This is a genomic window from Actinomadura citrea (assembly GCF_013409045.1).
Taxonomy (GTDB): domain Bacteria; phylum Actinomycetota; class Actinomycetes; order Streptosporangiales; family Streptosporangiaceae; genus Spirillospora; species Spirillospora citrea.
The window spans coordinates 2,988,278-3,006,024 of sequence record NZ_JACCBT010000001.1; the positions used below are offsets into that span (position 1 = coordinate 2,988,278).

General features: G+C 72.5%; 15 protein-coding genes and 2 riboswitches. Of the genes, 8 read left to right on the forward strand and 7 right to left on the reverse strand.

The window, feature by feature from the left end:
• Positions 1–37: 37 nt before the first annotated feature.
• Together BJ999_RS14095 and BJ999_RS14100 are read left to right on the forward strand one after the other, a co-directional pair.
• Positions 38–400, forward strand: coding sequence for a HesB/IscA family protein (locus BJ999_RS14095; RefSeq protein ID WP_026405700.1), 363 nt, complete (start codon positions 38–40; stop codon positions 398–400).
• 208 nt (positions 401–608) lie between these two features.
• On the forward strand, positions 609–1,595 hold the full coding sequence (locus tag BJ999_RS14100) for a carbohydrate kinase family protein (RefSeq protein ID WP_179838531.1): 987 nt from the start codon (positions 609–611) through the stop codon (positions 1,593–1,595).
• Positions 1,596–1,691: 96 nt separating this feature from the next.
• Here BJ999_RS14100 and BJ999_RS14105 read toward each other — a convergent pair whose 3' ends face one another.
• Positions 1,692–2,000: a sulfurtransferase TusA family protein gene (locus tag BJ999_RS14105; protein WP_179833727.1), complete on the reverse strand. Its 309-nt coding sequence runs from the start codon at positions 1,998–2,000 to the stop codon at positions 1,692–1,694.
• Positions 1,997–3,175 carry a cysteine desulfurase family protein gene (locus tag BJ999_RS14110; protein ID WP_179833728.1) on the reverse strand — a complete coding sequence of 393 codons (1,179 nt, stop codon included), beginning with the start codon at positions 3,173–3,175 and terminating at the stop codon, positions 1,997–1,999. Before BJ999_RS14110 ends, BJ999_RS14105 begins: the two co-directional genes overlap by 4 nt.
• 163 nt (positions 3,176–3,338) lie before the next feature.
• Here BJ999_RS14110 and ctaC point away from each other — a divergent pair, with 163 nt between their 5' ends.
• The 4 genes from ctaC (at position 3,339) to BJ999_RS14130 (ending at position 7,627) form a co-directional block, all read left to right on the forward strand.
• Positions 3,339–4,130, forward strand: a complete 792-nt coding sequence (gene ctaC, locus BJ999_RS14115; protein ID WP_179833729.1) for an aa3-type cytochrome oxidase subunit II — start codon at positions 3,339–3,341, stop codon at positions 4,128–4,130.
• Positions 4,127–5,794, forward strand: a complete 1,668-nt coding sequence (gene ctaD, locus BJ999_RS14120; RefSeq protein ID WP_179833730.1) for an aa3-type cytochrome oxidase subunit I — start codon at positions 4,127–4,129, stop codon at positions 5,792–5,794. The genes ctaC and ctaD overlap by 4 nt, the downstream gene beginning before the upstream one ends.
• Before the next feature lie 3 nt (positions 5,795–5,797).
• Complete coding sequence (locus tag BJ999_RS14125) at positions 5,798–6,208, forward strand: cytochrome c oxidase subunit 4 (RefSeq protein WP_179833731.1); 411 nt, start codon at positions 5,798–5,800, stop codon at positions 6,206–6,208.
• A gap of 180 nt (positions 6,209–6,388) precedes the next feature.
• The gene (locus BJ999_RS14130; RefSeq protein WP_229809896.1) at positions 6,389–7,627 is read left to right on the forward strand and encodes a L,D-transpeptidase; all 1,239 of its coding nucleotides are present in this window, start codon (positions 6,389–6,391) and stop codon (positions 7,625–7,627) included.
• 7 nt (positions 7,628–7,634) lie between these two features.
• Here the strand turns inward: BJ999_RS14130 and BJ999_RS14135 are convergent, their stop codons facing one another.
• The 5 genes from BJ999_RS14135 to BJ999_RS14155 all read right to left on the reverse strand — a co-directional run bounded on the left by BJ999_RS14135 (position 7,635) and on the right by BJ999_RS14155 (position 14,780).
• The gene (locus BJ999_RS14135) at positions 7,635–9,155 is read right to left on the reverse strand and encodes a M48 family metallopeptidase (protein ID WP_179833733.1); all 1,521 of its coding nucleotides are present in this window, start codon (positions 9,153–9,155) and stop codon (positions 7,635–7,637) included.
• Positions 9,152–10,420 (reverse strand): gluzincin family metallopeptidase, encoded by a 1,269-nt coding sequence (locus BJ999_RS14140; RefSeq protein WP_179833734.1) that lies wholly within the window; start codon positions 10,418–10,420, stop codon positions 9,152–9,154. Before BJ999_RS14140 ends, BJ999_RS14135 begins: the two co-directional genes overlap by 4 nt.
• A gap of 39 nt (positions 10,421–10,459) precedes the next feature.
• On the reverse strand, positions 10,460–11,296 hold the full coding sequence (locus BJ999_RS14145) for a CHAP domain-containing protein (protein WP_179833735.1): 837 nt from the start codon (positions 11,294–11,296) through the stop codon (positions 10,460–10,462).
• Between the two features lie 9 nt (positions 11,297–11,305).
• Positions 11,306–11,461, reverse strand: a riboswitch (cyclic di-AMP (ydaO/yuaA leader).
• Positions 11,462–11,596: 135 nt separating this feature from the next.
• A riboswitch (cyclic di-AMP (ydaO/yuaA leader) is annotated at positions 11,597–11,795 on the reverse strand.
• Between the two features lie 495 nt (positions 11,796–12,290).
• Positions 12,291–13,253 carry a C40 family peptidase gene (locus BJ999_RS42940; RefSeq protein WP_276530287.1) on the reverse strand — a complete coding sequence of 321 codons (963 nt, stop codon included), beginning with the start codon at positions 13,251–13,253 and terminating at the stop codon, positions 12,291–12,293.
• 261 nt (positions 13,254–13,514) lie between these two features.
• On the reverse strand, positions 13,515–14,780 hold the full coding sequence (locus BJ999_RS14155) for an NYN domain-containing protein (protein WP_229809897.1): 1,266 nt from the start codon (positions 14,778–14,780) through the stop codon (positions 13,515–13,517).
• Between the two features lie 303 nt (positions 14,781–15,083).
• On the opposite strand from BJ999_RS14155, the gene BJ999_RS14160 reads away from it, so the two are divergent.
• Both BJ999_RS14160 and BJ999_RS14165 read left to right on the forward strand, forming a co-directional pair.
• A complete protein-coding gene (locus tag BJ999_RS14160) occupies positions 15,084–16,919 on the forward strand; it encodes a DEDD exonuclease domain-containing protein (RefSeq protein ID WP_179833736.1) in 1,836 nt (611 codons plus the stop codon).
• Between the two features lie 34 nt (positions 16,920–16,953).
• Positions 16,954–17,703: a rhomboid family intramembrane serine protease gene (locus BJ999_RS14165; RefSeq protein ID WP_179833737.1), complete on the forward strand. Its 750-nt coding sequence runs from the start codon at positions 16,954–16,956 to the stop codon at positions 17,701–17,703.
• Positions 17,704–17,747: the final 44 nt, after the last annotated feature.

A 17,747-nucleotide genomic window follows, 5' to 3' on the forward strand; every position in this document is an offset into this window, starting at 1 on the left:
CGCTAGCGCGGCGCAGCGAGACCCGGGAGCTGAACACATGACGGTTTCAGGCGAGACCACGCAGGAGACCACGCAGCAGGGCGTCGTCCTCACCGACGCCGCCGCCGAGAAGGCCAAGGGCCTGCTTGAGCAGGAGGGCCGCGATGACCTTGCGCTGCGTGTCGCCGTGCAGCCGGGCGGCTGCTCCGGCCTGATCTACCAGCTCTTCTTCGACGAGCGGGAGATGGACGGAGACCAGATCCAGGACTTCGACGGCCTGTCGGTGCGCGTCGACCGGATGAGCGCGCCCTACCTCACGGGCGCCACCATCGACTTCGTCGACTCGATCGAGAAGCAGGGCTTCACGATCGACAACCCGAACGCGTCGGGTTCCTGCGCCTGCGGCGACTCCTTCAACTGACGCGCGCCGGGCGCGCCGACACCGGTCGAGCGCAAGGCCCAGGAGGGGCGGTCAGGGCCACGGGTCCGGACCGCCCCTCAAGGCTGCCCTGGGGCGGTGGCGCGACGAACTGTCGTGAGGCGGCGATGTGTGGTGCGATGGTGAGTACCCTGACGGGTTCGAACAGCCGGTGAAACAGCCGGACGACCACGACGAGGAGAGCGACGCCGTGCGCATCGCCGTGACCGGTTCCATTGCGACCGACCATCTGATGACCTTCCCCGGAAGGTTCACCGACCAGCTCCTGCCCGACCAGCTCGACCGGGTGTCGTTGTCCTTCCTGGTGGACGAGCTGGATATCCGCCGCGGCGGCATCGCCGCCAACATCTGCTTCGGCATGGGCAGCCTCGGCAAGGAGTCCATCCTCGTCGGCTCCGTCGGCGACGACTTCGCCGACTACCGCTCCTGGCTCGAACGGCACGCGGTCGACACCGCCTCGGTGCACGTGTCCGAGATCCACCACACCGCGCGGTTCCTGTGCACCACCGACCAGGACCAGAACCAGATCGCCACGTTCTACGCCGGCGCGATGAGCGAGGCCCGCTCCATCGAACTGCGGCCCGTGGCCGACCGCGTCGGCGGCCTCGACCTCGTCGTCGTGAGCCCGAACGACCCCGAGGCGATGCTGCGGCACACCGACGAGTGCCGCGGCCGCGGCGTCCCGTTCGCCGCCGACCCCTCCCAGCAGCTCGCCCGGATGGACGGCGCCGACGTCCGCCGCCTCATCGACGGCGCCGCCTACCTGTTCAGCAACGAGTACGAGAAGGCCCTGGCCGAGGAGAAGACGGGCTGGTCGGGGGAGGAGATCCTGTCCCGCGTCGGCGTCCGCGTCACCACCCTCGGCGCCAAGGGCGTCGTCATCGACCGCAAGGGCGAGGAGGGCGTGCACGTCCCCTGCGTCCAGGTCGACTCCGTCGTCGACCCGACCGGCGTCGGCGACGCGTTCCGCGCCGGCTTCCTGTCGGCGACCGCCTGGGACCTGCCGCTCGAACGCGCAGCCCAGGTCGGAAACGCCATCGCCGCGCACGCCCTCGAAGCCGCCGGGCCGCAGGAATACACCCTCGGCCGCCGCGCGTTCCTCGACCGCTTCGCGGCCGCCTACGGCGCCGACGCCGCGGCCGACATCGAGCCCCACGTCGCCTGCCCGACCCCGTAGGCACGCTCGCCCCCGCAAGCCCGCCCGTGACACGGGCACACGGAGAAGGCCGCGCCGGACCGGCGCGGCCTTCCCTTTTTCCGGCTTCTCGCGCGCCTAGTACGTGCGGCGGATGTGGAAGCCCCAGCCGCCCTGCTGGAGGGTCTCCTCGCGGACGAAGTCCTGGGACTTCATGCGGCACCAGGCGGGGACGTCGGTGCGGGCGGCGGCGTCGTCGGCGAGGACGGCGACGACCTGCCCGACCGGGACCTCCCGGATCCGCTCGGCCAGCATGATGATCGGGATGGGGCACTTGCGGCCGAGCGCGTCGATGACGAGCACGGGCGGCGGGCCCGCCGGCTCCGCGGGGGGCGGCGCCGCGTCCACGGGCGGTGTGCCGGTCCTGGCGCGGCCTCGGAACCTCATGGGCGCGACCGCCTCCCTGTCTCGAAGGTGTTCATCGTCGTCCGGCGGAGACGGGCGACGGCGTCGGGGAGCGCGGCGAGGAAACGGCCGACGGCCTCCGAACCGACGCCTCGCGGCAGCGATACCCGCACGTTCCCATGCGTAATCACTCCCATCGCCTCCAGCACATGGCTCGGACGCAGCGTATCCGCCGTGCAGGAGCTGCCGGAGGAAACGGCGAAACCCAGCCGGTCGAGTTCGGTCAGCAGCGCCTCGCCCTCCACGTACAGGCACGAGAACGTCACCAGGTGGGGGAGCCGGCGCACCGGGTCGCCGATCACCTCGACGTCGGGGACGCTCCGCGGTACCTCCGTCCGGATGCGGTCCACCAGGGCGGAGACGCGCGGGGCGTCCGCGGCCATGTCGGCGCGGTAGGCCACCAGCGCGGCCGCGGCCGCCGCGATGGCGGGGACGTTCTCGAACCCGGGGACGCGGCGCGCCTCGCGCTCGTCGTCCGGCAGCGGCGAGCGCCACCGGGTGCCCTTGCGGACGGCGAGCACGCCGACGCCGGCGGGGCCGCCCCACTTGTGGGCGCTGCCGGCGAGGAAGGACCACCCGCCGGGGACGTCGGCCCGCCCGAGGGACTGCGCCGCGTCGACGAACAGCGGCACGCCGGCCGCGCGGCAGGCCCGCGCGACCTCCTCGACGGGCTGGAGGGTGCCGACCTCGTGGTTGGCCGACTGCAGGCAGGCCAGCGCGGTGTCGGGGCGCAGCGCCGCGGCGAACTCCGCGGCGTCGACACGCCCGGTCCGGTCGACGCCGACGAGGGTGACCTCGCCGCCGTCGCGCTCGTGCAGCTCGGCGGCGTGCAGGACGCTGGAGTGCTCGACGGCGCTCGCCACCAGGTGCCGCCCGGTGCGCCGGCGCGCCTGGAGCCCCCCGAGGACCGCCAGGTGCACCGCCTGGGTGCCCGAGGACGTGAACGACACCTCGTCGGCACGGGCGCCCAGGACGCCGGCGACACGCGCGCGTGCCCGGTCGAGCAGCATCCGGGTGCCGCGGGCCGCCCCGTACAGCCGGGCGGGATCGGCCCAGGCCGCGTCCAGCGCCTCCAGCAGGGCGGCCCGCGCCGCCGGGTGCGGCGGCTCGGTCGACGCGGCGTCGAAATAGCCGTCCGGAGTGCTCGGTCCTGCCACGTGAGAACAGTAACCGGGCACCCGATCGGGGGTTCGCGCGACCCTCGCGCTAGGGTGTCCACCACACGTGTAAACACCGATCTCTCCGCCCGGCCGACCGGGCTTTCATCCGTGGGGAAGGCATTCCGTGAGTCCGACCCGCTCTAGGGAGCGGCGTACGCCTGTGCGCAGTCGCCGCGCATTGAAAAGCGCCGGCGCGCTAGGGTTGCTGGCGCTCTCCGCCACCGCGTGCAGCGGCAGCCGTCTGGGCATGCCCGAGCCGATCAGCGTCCAGGGCGAGCGCATGCTGAAGCTCTGGCAGGGCTCCTGGATCGCGGCGTTCGCGGTCGGGGCCGTGGTCTGGGGCCTGATCATCTGGGCGGTGCTGTTCCACCGCAAGCGCTCCAACGACCTGCCGCCGCAGGTCCGCTACAACATGCCGATCGAGATCCTCTACACGGCGGTCCCGTTCGTCATCATCGCGGTCCTGTTCTACTTCACCGCGAGGGACGAGAACTTCGTCGAGAAGACCACCAAGGATCCCGCGGTGGTCGTCGACGTGGTCGGGTTCCAGTGGAGCTGGCAGTTCGACTACAAGGAGAAGGACGCCACGGGCAAGGAGAAGACGGTCGCCTCCGTCGTCGGCCAGCCCGTCGCCCCGAACGGGCCCGCTCCCGCCAAGCCGGTGATGACGATCCCCTCGGGCAAGACGGTGCGGGTGAGGCTGCACGCCAACGACGTCATCCACTCGTTCTGGGTGCCGGCACTGATTTACAAGAAGGACGTCATGCCGGGCTACACCAACGAGTTCGAGTTCACGGCGAACAAGCTCGGCACCTATGAGGGCCGCTGCGCCGAGCTCTGCGGCGTCGACCACAGCCGGATGCTGTTCCAGCTCAAGGTCGTGACGCCGGAGCAGTACCAGAAGTTCATCGCCGATTCGAAGCAAGCACTGGCCGCGGGAGGTGTCAAGTGACCGCGACGAGTCACGCACCGAGCGCGCCGATCGCCGCGCCGCGGACGAGCAAGGGGCGCATCATCGCCTCCTGGATGTCGTCCACCGACCACAAGGTGATCGGCTACCTCTACCTGATCACCTCGTTCGTGATGTTCCTGTTCGGCGGCGTGCTCGCGCTGCTGATCCGGATGGAGCTGTTCGAGCCGGGTCTGCAGTTCGTCAGCAACGAGCAGTACAACCAGCTGTTCACCATGCACGGCACGATCATGCTGCTGATGTTCGCGACGCCGCTGTTCGCGGGCTTCACCAACGTCATCATGCCGCTGCAGATCGGCGCGCCCGACGTGGCGTTCCCCCGGCTGAACATGCTGGCGTACTGGCTGTTCCTGTTCGGCAGCCTGATCGTCATCGCGGGCTTCCTGACCCCGGGCGGCGCGGCCAGCTTCGGCTGGTTCGCCTACGCCCCGCTGTCGGACGCGGTCCGCTCGCCGGGCGTCGGCGGCGACATGTGGGTGATGGGCCTGGCGATGTCGGGCTTCGGCACCATCATGGGCGCGGTCAACTTCATCACCACGATCCTGTGCATGCGCGCGCCGGGCATGACGATGTTCCGGATGCCGATCTTCACCTGGAACGCGCTGCTGACCTCGATCCTCGTCCTGCTGGCGTTCCCGGTCCTCGCCGCCGCGCTGCTGGCGCTGGAGGCCGACCGCAAGCTCGGCGCGCACATCTTCGACGCCGCGCACGGCGGGGCGCTGCTGTGGCAGCACCTGTTCTGGTTCTTCGGCCACCCGGAGGTCTACATCATCGCCTTGCCGTTCTTCGGCATCGTGACCGAGATCCTCCCGGTGTTCAGCCGCAAGCCCGTCTTCGGCTACATCGGCCTGGTCTTCGCGACCATCACCATCGCGGGCCTGTCCATCACCGTGTGGGCGCACCACATGTTCGTCACCGGCCAGGTGCTGCTGCCGTTCTTCTCCTTCATGACGTTCCTCATCGCCGTTCCCACGGGGGTGAAGTTCTTCAACTGGGTGGGGACCATCTGGCGAGGGCAGTTGACGTTCGAGTCGCCGATGCTGTGGTCGCTGGGCTTCCTCGTGACCTTCCTGTTCGGCGGGCTCACCGGCGTCATCCTGGCGTCGCCGCCGATGGACTTCCAGCTGTCGGACTCCTACTTCGTCGTGGCGCACTTCCACTACGTCGTGTTCGGCACCGTGGTGTTCGCGATGTTCGCCGGCTTCTACTTCTGGTGGCCGAAGTGGACCGGCAAGATGCTGAACGACACCCTCGGCAAGATCCACTTCTGGCTGCTGTTCATCGGCTTCCACGGCACGTTCCTGCTCCAGCACTGGCTGGGCGCCGCGGGCATGCCGCGCCGGTACGCGGACTACCCGAGCGAGTTCCACGGGCTGAACGAGATCTCCAGCATCTTCTCGTTCGTGCTCGGCGCGTCGATGCTGCCGTTCTTCTACAACCTCTACATCACGTGGAAGCGGGGCACGCGCGTCGAGGTCGACGACCCGTGGGGCTACTCCAACTCGCTGGAGTGGGCGACGTCCTGCCCGCCGCCGCGGCACAACTTCAACTCGATCCCGAAGATCCGTTCCGAGCGGCCGGCGTTCGACCTGCACCACCCGCACGTGGGTGCCAAGGGCGAGCTGGCCGGGGCGAAGGGGGAGTAGCCGATGCGCGTCCAGGCGTTCATGTTCTACGGGTGCGCGGTCTTCTTCCTCGCCACCGACGTCGTGTACTGGCTCTGGTCCAACGACTGGACGGGCACGACGGCGCTCGCGCTCGCGGTCGGCCTCGCCGGGCTCATCGGCTTCTACATCCACTTCACGGTGCGGCGCCTTGAGCGCGCCAACGCGGGGCCGCTGTACGAGGACGACCCGGAAGGCGAGATCGCGGACGCGGCGGGCGAGCTGGGCTTCTTCAGCCCGCACAGCTGGTGGCCGCTGTTCGTGGCGCTGTCGGCCACGGCCGTGGCGCTCGGCGTCGTGTTCGGCTGGTGGCTGGTGATCCTCGGTGCCGCCGCCGCGATCCTCACGTCGGTCGGTCTGGTGTTCGAGTACTATCGGGGTCATTTCGCCCACTGATCAGTAAAAGAACCCCATCGGGGGCCGGTGTCCGCTTTTTTGCGGGTACCGGCCCTTTCACACACTGGGTGCCGTTCCAGCGACCGGGCTGGGCAGCGGCCTGAGCCCAGTGGAGCGACCGGGGGGGTCCACATGCGGGTGAGCGGCTCAAGACCGGGTGGCCGAGGGCGGTGTGCCGCAGTGCTGGTCGGCGGCGGCGTGCTCGTCGGGGCCGGCGTGGTGGCGTGTTCCGGAGGCGGCGCGCCGGACGGCGGGGACGCGGTGAAGCTGGAGGTGTCGCCGGGCGGGGGCGGCGGGAAGCTGCGGCCGGACAGCCCCATCGCCGTCGAGGCACGGCAGGGCACGATCGAGAACGTGACGGTGGCGACGAAGGACGGCGTGGTCGAGGGGGACCTGAACGCCGACAGGACGCAGTGGCGGTCCCGGTGGACGCTGAAGCCGGGCACGGCGTACACGGTCGACGCCACCGCCCTCGGCCAGGACGGCCGGACCCGCACGGTCCGCAGCGGCTTCTCCACGGCCGAGGTGAAGAAGACCAACGACGTCACGATCGAGGCGCCGTTCCACAAGGAGACCGTCGGCGTCGGCATCCCGATCATCGTGCACTTCGCCCGTGCGGTGAAGGACCGGGCGGCCGTCGAGCGGGCCCTGGAGGTCACCGCCGACAAGACCGTCGAGGGCGCCTGGAGCTGGTTCGGCAGTCAGGAAGTGGTCTTCCGGACGAAGAGCTTCTGGCCGGCCCAGACGAAGGTGTCGTTCCAGGCGCACCTGAGCGGTGTGCGCACCGGGCAGGGCGTGTACGGCGGTAAGGACTACGGCGTCGACTTCAAGGTCGGCGACTCGCATGTCGCCACGGCCGGCGAGGACAGCCACAAGATGGTCGTGAAGGTCAACGGCAAGAAGGCCCGCACGATCCCGACGAGCATGGGGCGCGGCGGGGAGCGCAAGTACACCACCACCAACGGGGTCCACCTCGCCATGGGCAAGGAGGACCCGACCGTCATGACGTCGGACTGGGACGGCTGCGGACCCGGCTGCGCCGGGTACTACAGCCTGACCGTCTACAAGTCGGTGCGGATCTCCGACAGCGGCGAGTACGTCCACAGCGCGCCGTGGTCGGTGGGCTCCCAGGGGAGCGAGAACGTCAGCCACGGCTGCATCAACGTCAGCCCGTCCAACGCCAAGTGGTTCTACAACCTCGCCCAGCGAGGCGACCCCATCACGGTGACCGGCAGCGACCGGCAGCTGGAGGCGGAGAACGGCTGGGGGTACTGGCAGGTGAAGTGGCAGAACTGGGTGAAGGGCAGCGCGCTGAAGCGGTCGGTCACGACGGCTGCGCACGTGGACGCGGCGACCCTGTCGGCACAGCGGGGAGCCAAGCCCAAGGCGCCGGAGAAGCAGCGGGCCGAGGGCAACTGAGCGGCGGCTAGCGAAGGGGCGGCGGGGCCTGGACGTGGTGCAGGCGCGCCCAGTCGCGGGCCATGGCGATCCTGTCGGGCCCCGCGGGGTGCGTGAGCCACAGGAGGTACTCCGCGGTGTCGGGGTTCAGGTCGGAGATGTTGCGCACGGACAGCGCGTGCTGCATCGACACGAACGTCGACGGGTCGCGGGTGAGGTCCAGCGCGTGCGCGTCGGCGCGAGCCTCGATGCGGCGGCTCACGAGGTTCTGGACGGGGGCGGCGAGTGTCGTCCCGGCCGTCACGAGCGCGAGGAGGAGCGCTACGGACCTCGGATCGGCCGCCCCGCCGCCGCGGCGCGCGTCCGGTCCCGTCCCGCCGGAGCCGGGCACGCCGGGATCGAGCCCGGCGCGCCGCAGCAGGCGCGGGGACGTCATCAGCAGGTACAGCAGGCACAGGGCCCCGGCCACGCCGAGCGCGCCCACGAGCGTGCCCCACAGCACATCGTCGCGTTTGGCGTGGCCGAGCTCGTGCCCGACGATGGACTCGACCTGGGCGGGCGGCGACTTCAGCAGCGTGTCGTAGAGCACGATGCGGCGCGTGGAGCCGAACCCGGAGACGTAGGCGTTCAGCGACGTCGTCCTGCGGGACGCGTCCGCGACGAGGACGTCCTCGACGGGCACGCCGTCCCGCCGGGCCATCGCCAGCAGGTCGCTGCGCAGCGGCCCGGCGGGCAGCGAGTGGAACCTGTTGAACACCGGCTCCACGGCGAGCGGGTAGACGAACGAGGCGAAGACGACGAGGACGAACCCGCCCACGGCGGCGCCGGTCCACCAGTAGCGCGGGAAGCGGCGGGTGAGGGCGTAGAGCAGCAGCAGGGCGATCGTGTAGATGACCCAGGTGACGGCGAGGGACTTCGCCTGGTCGACGAGCCATGCGGGCCAGCTCTGGGTGGACAGCCCGTACCGGCGCAGCACGGACTCGCTCCAGATGTCGAACGGCAGCCCGGCGACGCGCAGGAGCGTGGTCACGGCGAGGACGGCGAGGATGATGCGCAACGGCCGGCGCCGGAGGCGCTCCGGGGGGTGTGGGGGGTCGTCCCCCCTCGGGAGGGACGGCCGGCGCCGGAGGCGCTTCGGGGGGTGTGGGGGGTCGTCCTCCGTCGAGAGGATCGGCCTGCGTCTGGGCTTGGCGGTGGCCCAGCCGATGAAACGGGCGCCCAGCGGCGTGAAGCCCAGCACCAGGATCAGGGCGAGGCCGACGAGGAGCCCGGTGTAGGCGGGCGGGTTGACGGCCGAGTCGAACGCCCGGGAACGGGCGATCTCGGCGGGGGTGAAGTCCAGCGCGGGGTCGGGTGTCACGCGCCCGCCGGGGACGTGTCCGGGCAGCGGGTTCCACGGCGTGGTCCTGGCGAGGACGGCCGCGACCCCGGCGAAGAGCACGGCGGCGGTGACGGCGGCGGCGATCCGGGGCCGCCGCGCGGGGGCGGCGCCGGGAGCCCCCGCGGCGGCGCCCTCGGCGCGGTCCTCGTCGGTCTCCGCCTCGCTCATGCGAGCTCCTCCTTCACGTAGTCGCGCCAGAGTGCGGTGAAGCGCTCCCGCGTGAGGCCGAGCACGTCGCGCAGGGCCGTGGCCTCCGGGGCGCGCCCCGCGGCCCGGTAGAGCCGAACCAGCGCCGCCTCACCGTACCGGTCGGCGACCATCCGGCAGGCGAGCCAGGCCTCCTGGTAGGCCTGGGAGAGGCGGGGGGAGCCGCCGGCGAAGGCGCCGGCGGCGGGCAGCGCGGACGGCGTGCGCCCGGCGGAGACCTCGCGGCGCAGCTCGCCGGCCGCCGACCGGGTGCTGATCTTGACGTGCCGGTAGCCGACGTAGTCGGCGAAGCCCTCGATCAGCCACAGCGGCGTGCGCCGGTCGCGTGCGCCGCCGGTGGCGACGTGGGTCAGCTCGTGGGCGAGGACGACGTCGCGGCCGAGTTCGTTGAGGCGGCCGAAGGTACCGGGGGAGACGATGACGCGGTCCTCGCCGCGGCCTCCCCCGGCGGCCGGGGCCACGGTGGCGAGCGCGGCGATCTGGCCGAGGCTCTGCCCGGGGCCTGCGAGCGCGGAGGCGAGGGTCGCGTCGGCGGGGACGAGCGCGACGACCCGCTGCGCCCACCCCTTGCCGACCACGGACGTGACGCCCGGGACGGCCGCGTCCAGCCGCCCGGCGATGCCGTCGAGGCCGGCGCCGTCCCCGATGACGAGGCCGGCGCGGCCCCTGACCACCGTCAGGGGGCCGCAGTCCCAGATGTCGGTGTCGTCGGCGAGGCCGCGGGACGTCCCGTCGCCGACGATCGTCCACGTCCCGGCGCGCGGGGCCAGCGTGAGGTAGCGGGTGCGGGCCACGTCGCTCCGGTCGAAGCCGCGCAGCCGGTAGCGCACCTCGACGCGGACGACGGCGGTCCCGCCGTCCACGGCCTCGGTCGTGACGATGCGCTCCCGCCAGCCTTCCAGGGGGAGCTTCCGGAGGTTCCCGTACACGCGGGACTGGGCGTCCTGGAAGGCGGCGGGGGCGTCGCCCACCGTGGCGAGGAACGCCATGCGGTCGCCGTCGCGGACGGCGCGGGCGCGGTTGGTGAGAACGGCGGCGGCCGTGTGCGGGCTGAAGGTCCCGGCGGCCCGGGAGGTGGGGCGCGCGCCGGCGCCCGCCGCCCCGCCGCCGGAGCGCGCGCCCGCCAGGCCGGCGCCGCCGGCGAGGAGGGCGCCGATCCCGCCCGCGCCGAGGGCGAGGACCCTGCGCCGCGTCACGGGGGCGTCCTGCCCGGGGCCTTCCTCCATGGGCGCGATCCTATGCAGGGCGCGGGACGGGGGGCGCCGTCACGACCGGTAGTCCGGGTAGCCGTAGCCGACGACGACGTCTGTGGAACGTTCCCTTACGCGGACGGCGTTGTCGGTGTTGCCCTCGACGGTCTCGATCGTGCCGTCGTCGACCTTCTTGATCACCATGCCGACGTGCTGGATGTCGTCGACGGACTCGCCGCCGTCCCACGCGAAGAAGACGATCGCGCCGGGCCTCGGCTCGGTGCCCCAGCGGCCGTGCTCCTGGAACCAGCGGGCGTGGGCGACCGTCCAGGCGTCGCTGCCGATCTGGTCGGTGAAGCCGATCTGCTCGCCCACCCAGGAGACGAACATGTCGCACCAGTTCGCGTCCCCGTAGCCGTCGAGGGAGCCGCCGTCGCGCGCGAGCGTCTCCTGCGCGCGGGACGTGGCCATGTACCACTCCTGGAACTTGGTCTCGCCGCCGCCGTCCTCCTCGACGCCCACCTGCGAGCGGGCGAGCCCGATGGCCTGCGCGGCGGTGGGCCGCGACTTCGCGGCGGCCTTAGCGGAGGTCGTCGCCTGCGGCCGCGCGGGCCGGTCCTTCTTCTTCGCCGGGGCCTTCGGGCCGGTGGTCTCGGGCTCGTCCTCGGACGAGCGCCGGGACGTGAGCCTGGACGGGTCGCCGTGCGCCGTCAGGCCCGGGGCCAGGTCGGCCGCGGCGGCGGGCCGGGCCGGGGCGGAACCGAACGGCAGGACCGACGCCTGGGCGGTGGCCGCGGCGGTGCCGATCACGGCGGCGCCGACGACCACGCCGCCGGTCGTCCGCCACGTGAGGGACAGGGAGTTCGGCTTGCGGTGCCTGCCGGGGGTCTTCTTGCAGTGCGAGCGTGGCACGGGGGGATCTCCTCGACTTCCATGCCGCCTACCGGGTTAGCTGACGGGTTCGGGCGTGGAAGCCGCCCTACGGCCCGTGAAGGCAGGCCGATTCACCCCAAAAAGGACGCAGTGGGTCCCCGGTTCCACGACGGCCGCGCATGCAGGGCACGGCGGTCCGCGGACTCGGCGGTGACGTGCCCGGGGGCGGGCACGCCGGTTCGGATGGGGAATCTCGGCGGGCGCGGACGCCCGCGGAGTGCAGGGGGTGGGGGCGTGGCCGCGTGGCGGCCACGCCCCAGGTAACGCTGCGGGATTCACTCCTTCTCTTCCAGACGCCTACCGGGTTAGCTGACGGGTTCGGGCGTGGAAGTGGCCCTACGGCGGCTCCCACCGGACTGCGGAGAGAGACGCGCCGATTCACCCCGGGTGCCGGAATGCCCGTTCGGAGACGTTGTCCGAACTCCGGCGGATATGGGTCCCCGGTTCCGCACTGAAGCGGATTCGGCGCTGCCGCTGCGATCCTGGGGGCGAGATGGGGCCCGGCGCGGGACCTGTCTCCCGCGTGCGAACGAGCGGCGCCTGATGTTGTGGGTGGACGGCGGCCCGTCTCCGGGACCGTCCGGGGATCTGCCCCGTGTAGGCCACCGCGGCTGCGCGCTCAGCGCCATGCACGCTGCGAGCGTGCGCACGGTGGACGGGACAGGCCGGTCTGCGTCGAGACCGTGCGGCGCCTTCGGGCGCCGCGGGACGGCACGTGGGGCGTGCCGCCCTGGGGGAGCGGCACGTGGATCGCGCCGCCGTCACGCGGGTGCTGGATGCGCCGCGTGGGGCCGGGGCGCCGGGTGGGCGCCGCGGGGCCGCGGCGTCTGGAGGGCGCCGTGAGTGGTGACAAGGTACCAAAACCCCAAAGGAAGGCAAACCCCCCCAAAACCAACAACGGACCAGGTCAGGCCTGGTCCGTTGTCGATGAGGCTCCGTCACGCCCGCGGGGCGGGGGTGTCGGGGCGGTGCGTCAGGGGCGCCCTGCGCCGTAGTAGTTGCTCAGGTAGTAGCCGGAGGTGATGTCGGCGATCCTGACGACGTCGCCGGTGTGCGGGGCGTGGATCATCTTGCCGCCGCCCACGTAGAGGCCGACGTGGCCGAGGCTGCTGAAGAACACCAGGTCGCCCGGCTGGAGGTTGCTCTTGGCCACCCGCTTGGTCGCGGCGTACTGGGAGTTGGTGGTGCGGGTGATGCCGACGCCCGCGGCGGCCCAGGACTTCATGGTGAGGCCGGAGCAGTCGTAGGAGCCAGGGCCCTCGGCGCCGTAGGAGTAGGGCTTGCCGAGCTGGGCGTAGGCGAAGTCGAGCGCCGCGCGGGCCGGACCGCTGGCCGGCCCGTTGTAGGTGCCGCCGGTGCCGCCGCCGGGGCCGCCCGAGCCCGACGGCGTGTTCGGGCTGAGCCGGCGCACGATCGCCTTCTGCTTCTTCACCTGCTTGTCGAGTTCGAGCTTCTGCTTCTTCAGCTCGTCCTGCTTCGACTTCACCTCGTCGTAGGCGGACTTCGCCTGGGACTGCTCGCGGCGGAGCCGCTGGGCGGTCGCGAGGAACTGGGTGAGCTGGGAGCTGCGCTCCTGCGACAGGTGCGAGAAGACGGCGGCCTGGTCGAGGATCGACTGCGGGTCCTTGCTGCCGACGAAGCCGGTGACGTCGGCCGAGTCACCGTTCTTGTAGGCGGTGGCCGCCATCTGAGCGATCTTGGACCGCTGCTCCTCGAAGCTGGCCTGCTCCTGCTTGCTCGCCTTGGTCGCGGCGTCGAACTTCTTCTTGGCGACCTTGAGCTTCTCGCGGTTCTGGTTGAACTGCTCGACCTTCTGGTCCATCTTCTCGTTGAGCTTGTCGAGCGCCTTCTGGGCCTGCGCCCGGGTCGGCTTGGGCTCGGCGTGCGCCACCACCGGGGAGCAGGTCAGGGAGACCGCCACGGTCAGGCCGGCCACGGCCGCCAGGCGACGGGAGCCGCCTCTGCCCGCAGAGCCTGCCCTGCGGCCAGGCCGCTGCGCCGGTGCCCCGATGTGATCATTGGCCACGGTCGGTTTCGCCCCTCTCGTCCACGACGTCAGCCGCCGACATTAGCGAGGGGCAACAGCTGTCACAACCGATTCATCACTCTTTGATTGACATCTGTGTATATTGTCCACTTTCAGTGACGACATGATCACTTACGGCGAGGCTTGCCTTATCGGAGCCTTATCGGCACCTTAGGAGCGGCCCAGCCTGCGCAGCAGCAGGGAGGACGGGCAGGGACGCGCGCTGGCGCGCCGTGCGGCGTCGGCGACCTCCCGGTCGGACGACACCACGACCACCGACCGGCCGGGGGGCTCGGCCCGCACGAGCTCGCCGATCAGCTCGTCGGCCGTCTGGCCCGGGCGGCTGAACAGCACCCGCACGCCGCGCGGCGCCGCGATGGCGACCGGCGCGTCCAGTTCCGCGCCGTCGAACACGCACGTCACCTCGGCGCGCGTCTGCGCGGCGAGCCCGCCGAGCCCCGAAAGCAGCCGGCTGCGCTGGTCGGCCAGCGGCAGCTCCCCGTACCCGGTCTTGGTGACGTTGTAGCCGTCCACCACCAGGTGCACCTGCGGAAGCGTCAGCAGTCGGTCCAGCAGCTGCGGGTCGCTGTCGGACAGGGCCCGGCCGGGCAGCGCGCGGTGCGCCAGCCGGTCCGGCTCCAGACCGCCCACCGCGTCGGCGGGACGGCCGATGGTGGAGGGCAGGGCCAGTTCCCGGCGGACGCCCTGCGCCGCGTCCACGAGCGCGTCCAGCAGCATCCGCAGCCGCACGTCGTCGACGTTGCGGCCCTCGCGCGCGGCCCGCTTGGCGGTCTCGGCCGCCTCCTCCGCCCGCACGGCCCGGGCGCGCAGCTTGCGGAGCTCCTTCTCCGACGCGGCGGTCGACTCGCGCGCGGCGGCGAGCTCGCGATCGGTCTCCGCCGCGACCGCGTGGGCGCGCTCCTCCGCGGCCCGGAAGCGGGTGCGCGCGTCGTGCAGCTTGCGGCGCAGGTCCGCGACCTCGGCCTTGGTCTCGCGCAGCTCGGTGCGCAGCTTGGCCAGCTCGGCGCCGCGGGCGTCGCGGGTCGCGGCCAGCTCGGCCTTCAGCGCGGCGATGCGGCGCTCGGCCTCCTGCTCCTCCGACGCGGTCGCCGAGCGCGTCAGCTCCTCGCGCGCGGACTCCACCAGCCCGGTCCAGCCCGCGGGGCGCAGCAGGTAGGCCAGCACCGCGACGCGCACCGGGTCGGCCGCGGGCGGCACCTCCCCGCCCTCGACCGCCTCCACCAGGTCGGCCTGCGCCTCCCGGAGCGGCACGGCGACCCGGCGCCGGAACTCCCCGTCCTTCTCCAGCACCGCCGCGATGTGCTGGCCCGCGAGCCTGGCGCGCTTGCGGCGCTCGAACCGCGCGAACCGGCGCAGCGGCACGGGGACCTCGTCGGAGGGCAGCGACCCGATCAGCTCGGCGGCGACCTCCACCACGCCCTGCCGAACGGCCTCGGGCAGCGGGCGGGTCGGCTTCTCCGCGGGCTCCCCGTCGCCGGGGGTCGCTTCGGGACCGCTGTCGATGATCCCGCTCCTTCCGGGCTGCGCCGCCGGTGGGCTGTGTGTTCCCGAGCGCGCCCCGCCCTAACCAGGGCGAACGTGCGATCGGACGGATCGCGCCCGGCCCTCGGCGGGATGCCTCCCGCCCGTCCTCGCGGCCCCCGCCCGGCGGGACGTCCCGGCGCCCCCCAACCCTAGCGGCACGAAGTTCTGTCGGTGGGGTCCTCTACGGTCGCGCACATGACGGCTGCGCACGGTGTCCAAGGGCGCGGAGTCCCGGGGCGCGGAGCCCAGGGGCACGGCGTCCAGGGCACCCTGGACGACCTCGGCACCCCCCTCCGCGACGTCACTTTCGTGGTGGTCGACCTGGAGACCACCGGCGGCTCGGCGGCCGACTCGGCCATCACCGAGATCGGTGCGGTGAAGGTGCGCGGCGGAGAGGAGCTCGGCGAGCTCGGCACGCTGGTCGATCCGGGCGGTCCCGTCCCGCCGTTCATCACCGCGCTGACCGGCATCACCACGGCGATGGTGACGGCCGCGCCGCGGATCGAGTCGGTGCTGCCGGCGTTCCTGGAGTTCGCGCGCGGCTGCGTCCTCGTCGCGCACAACGCCTCGTTCGACATCGGCTTCCTCAAGGCCGCGTGCGCCGCGAACGGCTACGCCTGGCCCGCGTTCGCGGTCGTCGACACCGTCGACCTGGCGCGGCGCGTGCTCTCCCGCGACGAGGTGCCCAACTGCAAGCTCGGCACGCTGGCCCGCTTCTTCCGGACGTCCAACGAGCCCACGCACCGGGCCCTCGCCGACGCCCGCGCCACCGTGGAGGTGCTGCACGGCCTGATCGAGCGGCTCGGCTCGTTCGGCGTCACCTCGCTGGAGGAGATGCGGGGCTTCGCCAAGGCGCCCACCCCCGAGCAGCGCCGCAAGCGGCACCTCGCCGACGACGTCCCCTCCACCCCCGGCGTCTACCTGTTCGAGGACCACGCCGGCGAGGTCCTGTACGTGGGCAAGAGCGGCGACCTGCGCTCGCGCGTGCGCAGCTACTTCACCGGCTCGGAGACGCGCCGGCGCGTCCGGGAGATGGTCGGCCTCGCCGAGAACGTCCGCACCATCGTGTGCGCCACGGGGCTGGAGGCCGAGGTCCGCGAGCTGCGGCTGATCGCCGAGCACAAGCCGCGCTACAACCGCCGCTCCAAGTTCCCCGAGCGGGCGATCTGGCTGAAGCTGACCGTGGAGCCGTTCCCGCGGCTGTCCATCGTGCGGGAGTGCCGCGCCGACGGCGCCCGCTACCTCGGGCCGATCTCCTCGCGGCGGCAGGCCGAGGAGGCCCGCGCCGCGCTCCACGAGGCCGTGCCGCTGCGGCAGTGCACCCAGCGGCTGACGCTCCGCCTGGTGGAACGCGGCAAGGCGCGTTCGTGCGCCCTCGCCGAGCTCGGCCGGTGCGGCTCGCCCTGCGACGGCCGCGAGTCCGCCGACGCCTACGCCGTCCACACCGGGACGGCCCGCTCCATCATGGAGGGCGACGTGCGGCCCGTCGTGGCCGCCGCGCAGGTCCGCATCGACCGGCTGGCCTCCGAGCTGCGCTACGAGGAGGCCGCCGCCCAGCGCGACCGGCTCGCCGCGTTCGTCCGGGCCGCCGCGCGCGGGCAGCGGCTCGCGGCACTGGCCCGGCTGCCCCAGCTCGTGGCCGCCCGCCCCGCGTTCGACGGCGGCTGGGAGCTGTCGGTCGTGCGCTACGGCCGGCTCGCCGCCGCCGGCACCGTCCCGCCGAACGCCCGGCCCCGCCCCTACGTCGACGCGCTCGTCGCGACCGCCGAGACGGTGTTCCCGCCCTCCGGGGAGGCGCCCGGCGGCGTCGCGCTCGGCGCGCCCCCCTCGCAGGGCGCGACCGCCGAGGAGATGGAGTGCGTCCTGCGCTGGCTCGACCTGCCCGGCGTGCGCCTGGTCGAGGTCGACGGCCCGTGGACGTGCCCGCTGCACGGCGCCGAGGGGCTGCGCGAGTGGATCGACAAGGCCTACGACCGGAGCTACGAGCGGCCCGAGGGGGCCCGGCACGGGCCCCGCCGCCCACTAAGGTGACGGTGTACACCCGGCAACCGGAGGACGACCCCGCATGGCACTGCCTCTCTACGACAGTCAGCCTGCGCGGCGCGTTCCCTGGGTGACCTACCTGCTGATCGCCGTCAACGTGGTGGTCTTCCTCCTCACCCCGATGTCGAACTTCGCCGCCTGGTACGGCAACGGCTCGGTCCGCGAGTGCAAGGCGACGCACTTCACGTTCGAGTACGGCGCCGTGCCGAAGGAGCTGACCACCGGCGACCAGCAGCCGCTGCCGACCGAGGTCGTGCACGACTGCGGGCCCGCGGGCTTCCGCAAGGCGCCCTGGACGACGGCGTTCACCTCGATGTTCCTGCACTCCAGCGCCCTGCACCTGCTCGGCAACCTGGTCTTCCTGTTCGTCGTCGGCATGGGGGTGGAGGACCGGCTCGGCCGGTGGCGCTACCTGCTCGCCTACCTGGCGTTCGGGCTCGTCGCCGTCTACGGGTTCGCGTGGACGTCGCCCGGCTCCACCGTCCCGCTCATCGGCGCGTCCGGCGCGATCGCCGGGGTGATGGGCGCCTACGTGATCCTCAACCCGCGGGGCCGCGTCGTCAGCTGGGTGCCGCCCGTCATCGTCATCCGCCTGCCGGTGTGGGTGGTGCTCGGCTACTGGTTCGTCCTGCAGTGGCTGTCCCTGGGCGACGAGAAGAGCAACGTCGCCTACACCGCGCACATCTACGGCTTCGTGGCGGGCGTGGTGTTCGCGCTCCTGGCCCGCCGCGCCGGCCCGGCCCACCGCCTGGCCGCGCTGAGCCGCGGCTGACCGGCCGCCGCCGTCCACGGCCGGCCCGGACCGGGGCGTCCCTC

Coding starts and splice junctions, on each gene's coding strand:
- BJ999_RS14165 (WP_179833737.1), top strand. CDS start 16,954: ATGGCACTGCCTCTCTACGACAGTCAGCCTGCGCGGCGCGTTCCCTGG.
- BJ999_RS14125 (WP_179833731.1), top strand. CDS start 5,798: ATGCGCGTCCAGGCGTTCATGTTCTACGGGTGCGCGGTCTTCTTCCTC.
- BJ999_RS14105 (WP_179833727.1), bottom strand. CDS start 2,000: ATGAGGTTCCGAGGCCGCGCCAGGACCGGCACACCGCCCGTGGACGCG.
- BJ999_RS14160 (WP_179833736.1), top strand. CDS start 15,084: ATGACGGCTGCGCACGGTGTCCAAGGGCGCGGAGTCCCGGGGCGCGGA.
- BJ999_RS14095 (WP_026405700.1), top strand. CDS start 38: ATGACGGTTTCAGGCGAGACCACGCAGGAGACCACGCAGCAGGGCGTC.
- BJ999_RS14135 (WP_179833733.1), bottom strand. CDS start 9,155: ATGAGCGAGGCGGAGACCGACGAGGACCGCGCCGAGGGCGCCGCCGCG.
- BJ999_RS14140 (WP_179833734.1), bottom strand. CDS start 10,420: ATGGAGGAAGGCCCCGGGCAGGACGCCCCCGTGACGCGGCGCAGGGTC.